The sequence below is a fragment of the Microbacterium sp. genome (assembly GCF_041909575.1).
Classification (GTDB): Bacteria; Actinomycetota; Actinomycetes; order Actinomycetales; family Microbacteriaceae; genus Microbacterium.
The window spans coordinates 1-11,836 of the sequence record NZ_JAYRDE010000014.1; the positions used below are offsets into that span (position 1 = coordinate 1).

Genomic DNA, 11,836 nt, shown 5'->3' on the forward strand with positions numbered 1-11,836 from the left:
CGACCCGCGGAGCCACCAGGAGAACGAGTGACCGAGTCCACGCCCATGTCCGCACGCCCGCGCGCCGCGCGCGTGCAGGGCACCGTGCGCATCGTCGGCGCCGGGCTGCTCGGGGCCAGCATCGGCCATGCGCTCACCGCGCTGGGCGTCGACGTCGCACTGGACGACACCTCTCCCGCCCAGCTGCGCCTCGCGGTGGACTACGGCGCCGGCCGCCCGGCCGCCGCCGATGACGACCCGACCCTGATCGTCGTGGCGGTGCCGCCAGACGTCACCGCCGACGTCATCGAGCGCGAGCTCGCTCGATTCCCGCGCGCGGTCGTGACCGACGTCGCCAGCGTCAAGCTCGAGCCGCTGCGCACGCTGCGTGCGCGCGGCGTCGACCTCACCCACTACATCGGCTCGCATCCGCTGGCCGGCCGGGAGCGCGGGGGAGCCATCTCGGCGCGCGCCGACATCTTCATCGGCCGTCCCTGGGTCGTGTGCCGCGACGGCGAGACCACGCCCGGCGACCTGGCCGTCGTCGAGGCGCTGGCGCTCGACCTCGGCGCCATGCCGATCGAGATGGCGCCGGAGGAGCACGACGCCGCCGTCGCGCTCGTGTCGCACGTGCCGCAGCTGGTCGCGAGCCTTCTCGCCGGTCGCTTCGTCGACGCGCCCGAGGGCTCGCTGGGCCTCGCGGGCCAGGGCGTGCGAGACACCACGAGGATCGCGGCATCCGCCCCCGAGCTGTGGGTGCAGATCCTGGGCGCCAACGCCGCTCCCGTGGTCGACCTGCTCGACGCGCTCGCGGCGGACCTCTCATCCGTCGCCGACGCGCTGCGCAGCCCCGACGCGCCCGGCGCCCGCCGTGCGGTGGCCGACACCATCCGCCGCGGCAACGAGGGCGTCGAGCGCCTCCCCGGCAAGCACGGCCAGAACCGCCGCTTCGAACAGGTCGTGGTGATGGTCGACGACACCGCCGGCCAGCTGGGGCGCCTCTTCGGCGAGCTCGGCGAGCTCGACGTCAACGTCGAGGACCTGCGCCTGGAGCACTCGCCCGGCGCCCAGTTCGGCCTGGCCGAGATCAGCGTCGTGCCCAGTGCGGTCAGACGCGCCGTGGAGGGCCTCGAGGCCCGCGGCTGGAAGATTGCGAGCACCACCAATGACTGACTACTCGACCGGCTCGTTCACCGAGCCGTTCATCGTCGCGATCGACGGTCCCGCCGGCAGCGGCAAGTCGAGCGTCTCGAAGCAGGTCGCCCGGCGACTGGGCTACGGCTTCCTCGACACCGGCGCCGCCTACCGGGCGCTCGCGTGGCACGCGCTCGCGCACGGTGTCGACACGTCGGACGCGACGGCCGTGCTCGAGGTGATGGGCGACTTCGACTACGCGATCTCGCTCGACCCCGATGCGTTCTGGGTGCGCGTCGGCGCCGCGGATGTGACCGAGGCGATCCGCGAGCCCCGCGTCTCCGATGCGGTCAGCGGCGTCGCCCGCGTGCCCGCCGTGCGGCAGTCGGTCAACTCCCTCTTCCGATCGCTGGTGGCGGCATCCGCCCGTCCCGGCGTCGTGATCGAGGGCCGTGACATCACGACCGTCGTCGCCCCCGACGCGCCCGTGCGCATTCTCCTCACGGCCGCCCCAGAGGTGCGCGCGGCGCGTCGCAGCGCCGAGCTGACGGGACAGGATGCCGCGGCGGTCGCCGCCGCGCTGCACAGGCGCGACGCCTCCGACTCCGCTGTCGTCGACTTCCTCTCCGCCGCACCCGGCGTCGAGGTCGTCGACTCGACCCACCTCGATTTCGATCAGACCGTGGACGCCGTGATCGGCGTGATCCGCACGAACGTGCCTGCACAGACGGGAGCGCACAATGGCCGCTGAGAGCCAAGGGCCGACGGAGAGCGGCGGGGCCGCTGACAGCCACGACGTGGAAGAGTACGAAGCCGGCGAGGACCACCTCGCCGAGAATCTCGCCGATCTCGACGAGGAGCTCGCCGAGCAGCGTGCCGCCGCCCTGCGCGCCGGTCTCGCGGACTACGAGCTCGACGACGAGGACGCCGCCCTCCTCGAGGGCGTCATCAGAGGCGAGGACGGAATCGAGTTCCTGCCGGCGCTCCCTGTCGTGGCGATCGTCGGACGCCCGAACGTCGGCAAGTCGGCGCTCGTCAACCGCATCCTCGGCCGCCGCGAGGCTGTCGTCGAGGACACTCCTGGAGTGACCCGCGACCGCGTCACCTACAAGGCCGAGTGGATGGAGCGTCGGTTCACGCTCGTCGACACCGGCGGCTGGGAGCCGGATGCGCGGGGCATCGACCGCTCCGTGGCCGCGCAGGCCGAAGTGGCGATCGATCTCTCCGACGTCGTGCTGTTCGTCGTCGACGCCATGGTCGGCGCGACCTCCACCGACGAGCACGTCGTGCGGCTGCTCCGCAAGAGCGGCAAGCCGATCTTCCTCGTCGCGAACAAGATCGACGATGCGCGCCAGGAGCCCGAGGCAGCCGCGCTGTGGAACCTGGGCCTCGGCGAGCCCCACCCCGTCTCGGCCATCCACGGCCGCGGTGTCGCCGACCTCCTGGACGAGGTCGTGAAGGTGATGCCCGATGTGTCGGCGGTCGCCAAGGCCGAGATCGGCGGCCCGCGCCGCGTGGCGATCCTCGGGCGGCCCAACGTCGGCAAGTCGTCGCTGCTCAACAAGGCCGCCGGCGAGGAGCGCGTCGTCGTCAACGAGCTCGCGGGCACCACGCGCGACCCGGTCGACGAGATCGTCGAGCTGGGCGGCAAGCTCTGGCGCTTCGTCGACACGGCGGGGATCCGTCGCCGCGTGCACCTGCAGCAGGGCGCCGACTTCTACGCCTCGCTGCGCACCTCGGCCGCGCTGGAGAAGGCGGAGGTGGCGGTCGTCGTCATCGACGTCACGCAGCCGGTCAGCGTGCAGGACCTCAACATCATCGACCTCGTGCTCGAATCGGGCCGCGCCCTCGTCATCGCCTACAACAAGTGGGATCGCCTGAACGACGACGACATGGACGGTCAGGACCGCCGCCGGTACCTCGAGCGCGAGATCGAGCAGGACCTCGCGCACGTCACGTGGGCGCCTCGCGTGAACATCTCCGCGCGCACCGGGCGTCACCTCGACAAGCTCGTGCCGGCGCTCGAGACCGCGCTCGCCTCGTGGGATCAGCGCATCCCGACGGGCAAGTTCAACGCGTTCCTCACCGAACTCGTCAACGAGCATCCGCACCCGCTGCGGGGCGGCAAGCAGCCGCGCATCCTGTTCGGGACGCAGGCGTCGACGCGACCGCCGACCTTCGTGCTGTTCACGACCGGATTCCTCGACCCGGGCTATCGCCGGTTCATCCAGCGCCGCCTGCGCGAGATCTACGGCTTCGAGGGAACGCCGATCGTCACCAACATGCGCGTGCGCGAGCGTCGCCAGCGCTGAGCGAGGGTCACGGGCCGACACGCTCCGCCCGCCGGCGGCGCGTGTGACAGGCTGGCAGGGTGAGCATCGAACCTCCTGCCCCCGGTGAGCCGCGACGCCCATCGGGCCCCCGTGACCCCGGTGACGCGTGGGTGGTGGCGCCGACGGGGGAGCGGTACTGGGGCAGGTTCGGCGCAGCCGGACTGCTGGCGATCGACCCCGACCGAGGGGTGCTCCTGCAGCACCGCGTCTCGTGGAGCCACTTCGGCGACACGTGGGCCCTGCCCGGAGGCGCGCGCCACGAGGGCGAGTCCGCGTGCGACGCGGCGCTGCGTGAGGCGGTGGAGGAGGCAGGGGTGCCGGATGCCTCGATCCGCCCGCGCGTGCTCTCCGTGTTCGATCTGGGCTATTGGAGCTACGCCACCCTCGTCGGCGACGTGACGGACCCGTTCGAGCCGATCATCAGCGACCCCGAGAGCAGGGAGCTCAAGTGGGTGCCGGTCGGCGCCGTGGCGCAGCATCCGCTTCATCCGGGGTTCGCGGGGTCGTGGGCGCGCCTGCGCGCACTGCTGGACGTGCGACCGGCCGTCGTCGTCGATGCGGCGAACGTGGTGGGCAGCGTCCCCGACGGCTGGTGGCACGACCGGCCGGGCGCCGCGAACCGCCTGCTGGCCCGGGTCGCAGCGCTGGCGTCCTCCGGTGTGCCCGCGGCGGCGCTCGAGCTCGACGAGCACACCTGGTTCCCGGAGTGGTCGGTGGTGCTCGAGGGCGAGGCCCGCGCGGCGGAGGACGCCGACGGAACCGACGTCGTGCGAGCCGAGGCATCCGGCGACGACGCGATCGTGGCCGAGGCCGAGCGCCTGGTCGCCGCCGGGCGGCAGGTCACCGTGGTCACGAGCGACCGCGGACTTCGCGAGCGCGTGACGGCTGCCCGCGCGGCCGTCCGCGGTCCGCGCTGGCTGCTCGACCTCACGGGATGAGGTGACGGATGCTGCGGCGCGGCGTGATGGCCGCACCGCGGCGGGTCAGCGGCCCCGCAGGCGCTCGATGTCGCGGCGCTCGCGCTTGGTCGGGCGTCCTGCGCCGCGGTCGCGCACCGGGACGGATCCGGCCAGTTCGCGCGGGGGCGGGGGCGGCGTGCGGTCCTCGACCGCCTCGGCCGCGAGTGCGGCGCCCACGCGCTTGGTGATCGTCCGCTTCACGACCAGGATGCGGTCGAACCCGGCGATGCGCACGCGCAGTTCGTCGCCCGGGCGCACGGGCTGTGCGGCCTTCGCCCGCTCGCCGTTGACCCGCACATGGCCCGCGCGGCACGCCGCCGTCGCGGCGGAGCGCGTCTTGTAGACGCGGATGGCCCACAGCCACGCGTCCACGCGGGCCGGGGCATCCGTCACGCGAGCGCCTCGGCGGGGACGGCGGCGGGGGTTTCGGCTGCGCGGCGCTCGCGCACGGTGAGGATCACCCCGGCGGCGAAGAGCGCCTGACCCAGGCAGTACGTCGTCATCACCAGGGGGCTCGACCACGCCGGCAGCGCCTCGGGGCGGAACAGCTCGAACGCGAGCACGGAGTCGGCGAACAGGAAGAGCGCGCCGCCCGCGGCGATGAGGGGATGGCAGCGTGCCGCCCCCATCGCTGTCGCGGCGAGGAGGAGGCCGTAGGCGGCCACCGGGATGAGGAGGCCGCCGAGATCCGACCACAGCACCGTCAGGAGCGTCACGAACCACACGACGTACACGCCCGCCCAGAGCGGCACCCGGCGAACCGGGAGCATGCGCCAGAACAGCCAGATGTAGCAGACGTGGGCGAAGGCGAAGAACAGCAGCATCAGCGGCACGGTGTCGGCACCGGGGAAGAGCGGGCCTGCGCCGTCGCCGATCCACGACAGCCCGATCGCCGTGACGAGGACCGTGTGCGCGCTCGTCCACTCGCGGTGCGCCGCCCAGACCACGGCGAGGGCGAGGAACGGCATGAGCATGAGCTTCGTCGGGCCGGTGGCGTCCTGGGCGTCGATGGCCAGCATCCACACGTGGATGACGGCCGCGAAGGCGAACGGAATGAAGGCGATCCAGAGCCGCGGCATGCTCCCCCTTGGATGTGCGCGCAGGAAAGAGTCCATCGTCGCACGCTCAGGGCGATTCAGGGAGTGCTGATTTCACATCGGGTAACCGTCATCCCGCGAGCTCGAGGGTCACGATGGCGAGATCGGGGCGGGGACGGGCCACCTCTCGGAAGCCCGCCGCGACGAATGTCGACACGACGCCGTGGAAGAGGGAGCTCGACGACTTCTTCGCCCCGCGCACGGGATCGAGCGGATACGCCTCGATCACGCGGGCCCCGCCGTCGCGGGCGTAGTCCACCGCGGCGGCGAGCAGGCGATCGTTGAGCCCCTGACCGCGGTGCTCCCTGCGCACCACGAAGCAGCTCACCGCCCAGACAGACTCGTCGTCCCAGGGCTCGAGGGAGTGCGCAGCGAAGTTCCTCGTGCGGGCGAGGCGGCGCTGATGAGGGCGCGGGCCGACGCGCACCCAGCCGGCCGGTTCGCGGTCGACATAGGCGATCAGCCCCGGCGGCGGGCCCGTCTCCACCTCGTCGCGGAAGAGATGCACGCGCTCCTCGGCGGACGTGGCGTTCCACTCGGCGTTGGTGATCGTCCACCACTGGCACTGGCAGCTGCGACCGTCGCCGCCGTTGTCCCACGTGTGCTGCGCGTCGGCGAGCCGGTCGGGCGTGGCAGGTTCGATGGTGATCTGCGACATGCCGAGACGCTACCTGCGGGGGCGGACATGCAGCGAGGGGCCGCTCGCGATCGCGAACGGCCCCTCGCCCGGCGTCAGTCGCCGATTCGGGTCCAGGTGCCGCACCCGTCGGTGACGAACCCCTTGTCGGTCGAGTCGATGTAGACCACGTCGCCGACGTTCGGGATCATGAACTCGGCCGTGATATCGGTGTCGGGCCTGCCGGTGAAGGACGCCAGACCGGCGACGTAGCAGCCGTCGTCGTCGAACGGGCCGACGGCTTCCCACGTCCCCGTCGCGATGTGCTTGCCGACGACCCACGTCCCGTCGCCGACCGTCGTGCGCAGGTCGGGCATGACCGGCTGCCACGAGCCGCAGGACTCCGTGTAGAAGTACTTGTCGCTCGCGGAGATCGTCACGACCTTCTGTCCGCCGAAGTCACCGTCCCACCAGATCTGGTAGCCCAGGAGGCCGGAGCCCTGACCGAGGTACTTGTTCGTGCGGCGCTCGAAGTAGCAGCTGTTGCCGCCGTCCGAGTAGTACGTGCCTGCGGGGATGTCGACGCCGACGGTGAACCAGCCGTCGCGGGTCGTGATCGGAACCTTCACGGTCGCCGTGGCAGCGGACGTGACGACGCGCGTGAAGTATCCCGATCGCTTGTACGTGACGGTGACGGTGATCGTGCTCCCGACGTCCGTGCTCTTCAGCGCATACGTCTTGCCGGTCGCGCCGGAGACGGCCACGCCGTTGCGCTTCCACTGGTAGGTGTACGTCGGGGTGGGGGACCACGTGCCGGGCACCGCCGTGAGGACGAAGCCCATCTTGGCCGTGCCGCTGATCTTGGGTGCGGTGGTCGTCGTGAACGGCTTGCGCACCGTCGCGGTGGGGGCGCTGGTGCGAACCGCCTTGGTGTAGCCGGTGCGCGTCGCGCCGACCGTGACCGTGATCTTCTTCCCGTAGTCGTAGGACGTGAGGCGGTAGGACGAGGCGGTCGCCCCGGAGATGGACACCCCGTCGCGCTTCCACTGGTAGCGCAGCGTCGCCGTGGGCGCCCACGTGCCGGCCGTCGCCTTGAGCGTCGCACCCACGTAGGCGGACCCTGCGATGGTGGGCGTCGGCGCCGAGGTGAAGACCCCGGGCGCGATCGTCGTCGCCGCGCTGCGCTTGCTGACCGGCAGGTGCCCGGGGACGGTGCCGGTGATCACCACGCTGAGCTTGCGCCCGAGGGTGGACGCCGTGGGGGCGTAGACCTGGCTCGTGGAGCGCGACACCGTCTCCACTCCCTTCGAGTCGACGAAGCGCCAGCTGAAGGCGAACGTCGTGCCCTCGGGCCAGGCGCCCGTGACGGCGGTCACCGGGCTCTCGACGCGGACCACGCCCGACATCGTCGCGGCCGGTGCGCCGAGGAAGGTCGCCTTGGCGACGACCACTCCGGTGCTCGTGCGCGTCGTGGGGCTGAATCCGTCGGCGGTGAACGTCGCGACCACGGCGAGCGTCGCCAGCGCGTCGTCGGCGACGGCGGTGTAGCTCTCACCGACCGCTCCGTCGATCGGCGCGCCGGTGCGCTGCCACTGGTAGGCGACGGCCACGCCCTCGGGCAGAGGGGCGGACAGCACGGCAGCCAGGGGCGCGCCGACAACAGCCGTTCCGGTGATCGTGACGTCGGGGACGGAGGGGATGCTGGGAAGCGCGACCGGTCCGGCGGATGCGGCGATCACGCTGGCGGAGGTCAGCTCGGGTGCGCTGCCGGTCACGACCGCCCACACGAAGCGCCCGGCGAGCGCGGAGTCGAGGGCGAGCTCGGCGGTGGTCGCTCCGTCGATCACGACGGCGTCGTCGTTCTGATCGATGCCGTCCACCGGCGCCTGATACGCCTCAGGCGACTGCCACCACACGTACGAGAGCGCGGCGTCGGACGGCGTCCAGGCGCCGTGCTCGACCGAGACGGTGCTTCCGACGGTCAGCGAGCCGGCGAGCGACGCGGTCGCGGGGGCGACGACGGCGGTCGGATCGACCGCCTCATCGACGGCTGCGGCGGGCGTCGCGAGGACGGGTGCGAGCACGAGGGCGACGCTGGCCGCGATCGCCGTGAGGGTGCGCGAGGCGCGCGCGCGTGCCGGCGGACGCAGGGGTGCCTGGCCGCGGGCGGGGGTGTGTGTCATCGATGGATCCTCATCCTGTGGGAGCGCTTGCATCAGCGCAGTCGGCACATTCTATTGAGACGAGGAGTCCCGACACGGTCGAGTTCGATAACGATTCTGCGGTGGGCTTTCCCAGCCGTCGATCGGGGGCGCGGTTCGCGGGCGCTCCGGGGACCGGGTAGGATGGTCGAGTTGTCCGCGCTCCGGCTCGGGCATCGGGATGTGGCGCAGCTTGGTAGCGCACTTGACTGGGGGTCAAGGGGTCGCAGGTTCAAATCCTGTCATCCCGACCACATTCGAAAGGGTCGGCCGAGAGGCCGGCCCTTTCGCGTTCCCGCCCTCGCTCGCTGCACGCGTGCCATGCTGGATGGGGCGTGTCTGCAGGGCCGCCGCGACGGAGGGAATCCCATGCAGCATCGTCCTCTCGGCCGCACCGGACGCGCGGTGTCGGCGATCGGCCTCGGAACGTGGCAGCTCGGCGCGGACTGGGGTGCGGTCAGCGAGGAGGACGCGACGGCGGTGCTCGCGGCATCCGCTGATCACGGCGTCACGCTCTTCGACACCGCCGACGTCTACGGCGACGGGAGAAGCGAGTCGATCATCGGCCGGTTCCTCGCCGGGCGCACGGATCACGGCATCACGGTCGCGACGAAGATGGGCCGTCGGCTCGCGCAGGAACCCGAGAACTACACGCCCGAGAACTTCCGCGCGTGGACCGACCGCTCGCGGGCGAACCTCGGCGTGGAGACGCTCGATCTCGTGCAGCTGCACTGTCCGCCGTCAGCCGTGATCAAGGATGCCGCGACCTACGACGCCCTGGATGGGCTCGTGGCCGACGGCACGATCGCCGCATACGGCGTGTCGGTCGAGACGACGGCGCAGGCGCTCGCCGCGATCGCCCGTCCGAACGTGACGAACGTGCAGATCATCTTCAACCCGTTCCGCCTCAAGCCGCTGGACGAGGTGCTTCCCGCCGCCGACGCCGCGGGCGTCGCGATCTTCGCGCGCGTGCCGCTCGCTTCGGGCCTGCTGTCGGGCAAGTACACCTCCGCGACGACGTTCGCGGCGAACGACCACCGCACCTACAACCGTCACGGCGAGGCGTTCGACCGCGGCGAGACGTTCTCCGGCGTGGAGTTCGACGAGGGAGTGGATGCCGCAGCGGAGCTGTCCGCCGCGCTCCCGGACGGCGTTCCCCTGCCCGCGGCGACGCTCGCGTGGATCGCCGCCCAGCCCGGCGTGACGAGCGTCATTCCCGGTGCGCGCAATGTGCGGCAGGCCGATGCGAACGCCGCGGCGGGCGAGCTGCTCGACGACGGATTCGACGTCGCCGCGTTCGACCGCGTCGTGCGCGACGTCTATGACCGCCGTCTCCGCGAAGCCATCCACCCGCTGTGGTGATCGCGACGTTCGACTGACGGGCAGTCGTCCTCGCGCGGGCGGTTTCGGAACCGTCAGATCTGCGAGAGAAGCCCGGGGATGTCCCCGAGCCAGTCCGGCTCGAGGTCCCAGCCACGCAGCGTCGCGAGGACGAGGAACGCCGCGACGATGACGCAGTTGGCGACCACGGTCGTCCAGAACGCCCGCCGGAAGGAGCGCTTCCGCGTCTTGTGGCGGAACACCTGCTGCGCGACGAGGGCGCCGGGCCAGCCGCCCAGCAGACCGAGGGTGAGCAGGTTCTGCTCCGATACCCGCGGTGCGCCGCGGCGCGCTGCCCGCTTGTCGAACCCGTACGCGGCGAACGCGGCGATGCTGAGCGCGGCGTAGAGCGCGGGCAGCCACCACGGCAGACCGAGCAGGACGAAGGCGAGCGCGAATGCTGCGACGAAGGCGATCAGCACGCCCCAGCTGAGCGCACCCGGCAGCGGAGCGGAGAGATCGCGCGGGCGCTCGACAGAAGAGGACGGGCGTCTGCCCGAGGCGAGGGACATGCGCTCGATCCTAGGTCCCGTCACGCGGACGGGACGACGGATGCCCCGTCCCGGCAGGTCGCGCCGGGACGGGGCATCCGATTCCCGCATTACGGCGTGGGGAAGTCCACGATGTACTGCGGGGCGCCGGTGTTGCTGTTGTCGGCCTGCCCGCCGACGCCGTTCACGACGTGCTGGATCGTGCCCGCGCTGAGGTTCACGGTCATGATGTGGTGCAGCTGCACGCCGGGCGTCTCGGGGACCGAGAAGCCGTTCTCCGTGATGATCGACGGGTTGTTCTGGTTGAAGACGTACACGCCGGCACCGTCGAGGCGGTGGCTCTTCACGTCCGCGCCCACGACGTACCCGGGGTAGCCGAGGGTGCCGTCTGGCTGCGTCCAGTCCGCCTGGGTGGGCGGGTCGTAGGGCAGCTCGTTCTGGTAGAGGATGACCCGGCCGTTCTCGCCGTTCCAGAGGGTGTTGTACTGCTGGAAGTGCTCGACGAACAGGCCCGTCGCGGTCACGTCGTCACCGTTCACGATCACGCCGTTGGTGCCCGTGTTGGTGGCCCACCGCTGGTCGTCGCCGTTCACGCCGCCGGTGAAGCCCTCGATGCCGTGGTCGGCCCGCCACACCCACGTGTGGTCGATGAGCACGTGGTCGGCGTTCACCTCGAGTGCGGTCGTGGTCTTGCCGATGTGCGGACCGCCGACACGGAAGTACACGTCGCTCAGCGTGATCGGGTCCGCCGCGTCGAGCGGCTTGCCGCCCTGGGCCTTTCCGACACGCAGGAGCACGGGCGAGAGCTCGGTGCCCGCGTCGATCGTGACGCCGGCGATGACGATGCCGGCGGCATCCCTCACCTCCAGCGGGATCGCACCGCCCACGGCGGTGAGCGTCGCGTGGCCGATGCCGAGCACGACCGTGCCCGCGCGCTTGACCTCGATCGTCTGGGCGATGTCGTACACGCCCGGCGTGAGGAGCAGGTGCTGACCGCGGGCGAGCGCGTTGTTGATGTCCTTCACCGAGTCGCCCGGCTGAGCGATGAAGAAGTCCGTGATCGGGATGCTGCGCCCCGGCGTGAGACCGTCGGCCCAGCTCACGCCGCGGGAGTCATGCTGGACGGCCGGCACGCGCACGTTGTAGCGGCCGGCGTCGTCGACGTACAGGTACGGCTTCTCGCGGCTGAGGGGCGTCTCGTCGATGGTGGTGTAGGGCGGGGTCGGGAATCCGGCGTCGTCGGGGGCGCCGACGACTCCCGCGAAGACCTGGTTCCACACGCCGTTGGACCAGCCGGCGACCTCGGTGTTGCGTGTGAGCCACTGCTGCTGCGAGCCGCTCACGACGAACGGCAGGCGCGAGTCGGCGATGAAGCCGCCGCTGGCGTACTGCGGCCCGGCCGTGCAGTAGTCCATGAGCGACAGGTTCGCGCCGGAGATGTCGAGACGGCGCATCGAGACGGCCTGCGACACCGCCCAGAAGTTGGCGCTGCCGCGGCATCCGTCGTCTCCGAGGCTGTTGATCTGCAGCGAGAGGTTCGAGATCGTGCGCCAGAAGTTCACGAGCGCGAGGCAGTTGGACGTGCCGCCGTTCTCGAGGCAGCGGTTGTAGACCTCGATCGAGCCGTTGACGTCGACGTCGGTGGG

Annotated in this window: 11 protein-coding genes and 1 tRNA gene; 6 read left to right on the forward strand and 6 right to left on the reverse strand. The window is 71.4% G+C overall.

Translation table 11 applies throughout. The features are described from left to right. Positions 1-45: 45 nt before the first annotated feature. From ACE3O1_RS03650 to ACE3O1_RS03665, 4 genes are read left to right on the forward strand one after another with little or no spacing between them, the layout of a single operon-like run. Entirely contained in the window at positions 46-1,152 is a 1,107-nt protein-coding gene (locus ACE3O1_RS03650; RefSeq protein WP_374312612.1) for a prephenate dehydrogenase, read from the forward strand. Then, on the forward strand, positions 1,145-1,864 hold the full coding sequence (gene cmk, locus ACE3O1_RS03655) for a (d)CMP kinase (protein WP_374312526.1): 720 nt from the start codon (positions 1,145-1,147) through the stop codon (positions 1,862-1,864). The genes ACE3O1_RS03650 and cmk overlap by 8 nt, the downstream gene beginning before the upstream one ends. Further along, positions 1,854-3,425 carry a ribosome biogenesis GTPase Der gene (gene der / locus ACE3O1_RS03660; RefSeq protein WP_374312528.1) on the forward strand — a complete coding sequence of 524 codons (1,572 nt, stop codon included), beginning with the start codon at positions 1,854-1,856 and terminating at the stop codon, positions 3,423-3,425. Before cmk ends, der begins: the two co-directional genes overlap by 11 nt. A gap of 59 nt (positions 3,426-3,484) precedes the next feature. Continuing rightward, entirely contained in the window at positions 3,485-4,384 is a 900-nt protein-coding gene (locus tag ACE3O1_RS03665; protein ID WP_374312530.1) for an NUDIX domain-containing protein, read from the forward strand. Between the two features lie 45 nt (positions 4,385-4,429). Here the strand turns inward: ACE3O1_RS03665 and ACE3O1_RS03670 are convergent, their stop codons facing one another. From ACE3O1_RS03670 to ACE3O1_RS03685, 4 genes are all read right to left on the reverse strand, one after another. Next, on the reverse strand, positions 4,430-4,798 hold the full coding sequence (locus tag ACE3O1_RS03670) for an RNA-binding S4 domain-containing protein (RefSeq protein ID WP_374312532.1): 369 nt from the start codon (positions 4,796-4,798) through the stop codon (positions 4,430-4,432). Further along, a complete protein-coding gene (locus ACE3O1_RS03675) occupies positions 4,795-5,484 on the reverse strand; it encodes a lysoplasmalogenase family protein (protein ID WP_374312535.1) in 690 nt (229 codons plus the stop codon). Before ACE3O1_RS03675 ends, ACE3O1_RS03670 begins: the two co-directional genes overlap by 4 nt. Before the next feature lie 88 nt (positions 5,485-5,572). Next, a complete protein-coding gene (locus ACE3O1_RS03680) occupies positions 5,573-6,160 on the reverse strand; it encodes a GNAT family N-acetyltransferase (protein WP_374312537.1) in 588 nt (195 codons plus the stop codon). Between the two features lie 74 nt (positions 6,161-6,234). After that, positions 6,235-8,301, reverse strand: coding sequence for a hypothetical protein (locus ACE3O1_RS03685; protein ID WP_374312539.1), 2,067 nt, complete (start codon positions 8,299-8,301; stop codon positions 6,235-6,237). Between the two features lie 195 nt (positions 8,302-8,496). On the opposite strand from ACE3O1_RS03685, the gene ACE3O1_RS03690 reads away from it, so the two are divergent. Next, positions 8,497-8,573 (forward strand) — tRNA-Pro (locus ACE3O1_RS03690). Positions 8,574-8,688: 115 nt separating this feature from the next. Then, a complete protein-coding gene (locus ACE3O1_RS03695; protein ID WP_374312541.1) occupies positions 8,689-9,681 on the forward strand; it encodes an aldo/keto reductase in 993 nt (330 codons plus the stop codon). Positions 9,682-9,734: 53 nt separating this feature from the next. Here the strand turns inward: ACE3O1_RS03695 and ACE3O1_RS03700 are convergent, their stop codons facing one another. Both ACE3O1_RS03700 and ACE3O1_RS03705 read right to left on the reverse strand, forming a co-directional pair. Beyond that, positions 9,735-10,211 (reverse strand): DUF1294 domain-containing protein, encoded by a 477-nt coding sequence (locus tag ACE3O1_RS03700; RefSeq protein ID WP_374312543.1) that lies wholly within the window; start codon positions 10,209-10,211, stop codon positions 9,735-9,737. 89 nt (positions 10,212-10,300) lie between these two features. Further along, on the reverse strand, positions 10,301-11,836 hold a 1,536-nt coding region (locus tag ACE3O1_RS03705), incomplete at its 5' end, for an adenylyl cyclase (protein ID WP_374312545.1).

Excerpts from the sequence above, each read along its gene's own strand:
- ACE3O1_RS03675 (WP_374312535.1), bottom strand. The coding sequence starts at position 5,484 with ATGCCGCGGCTCTGGATCGCCTTCATTCCGTTCGCCTTCGCGGCCGTC.
- ACE3O1_RS03700 (WP_374312543.1), bottom strand. The coding sequence starts at position 10,211 with ATGTCCCTCGCCTCGGGCAGACGCCCGTCCTCTTCTGTCGAGCGCCCG.
- ACE3O1_RS03685 (WP_374312539.1), bottom strand. The coding sequence starts at position 8,301 with ATGACACACACCCCCGCCCGCGGCCAGGCACCCCTGCGTCCGCCGGCA.
- ACE3O1_RS03650 (WP_374312612.1), top strand. The coding sequence starts at position 46 with ATGTCCGCACGCCCGCGCGCCGCGCGCGTGCAGGGCACCGTGCGCATC.
- ACE3O1_RS03695 (WP_374312541.1), top strand. The coding sequence starts at position 8,689 with ATGCAGCATCGTCCTCTCGGCCGCACCGGACGCGCGGTGTCGGCGATC.
- ACE3O1_RS03680 (WP_374312537.1), bottom strand. The coding sequence starts at position 6,160 with ATGTCGCAGATCACCATCGAACCTGCCACGCCCGACCGGCTCGCCGAC.
- cmk (WP_374312526.1), top strand. The coding sequence starts at position 1,145 with ATGACTGACTACTCGACCGGCTCGTTCACCGAGCCGTTCATCGTCGCG.
- der (WP_374312528.1), top strand. The coding sequence starts at position 1,854 with ATGGCCGCTGAGAGCCAAGGGCCGACGGAGAGCGGCGGGGCCGCTGAC.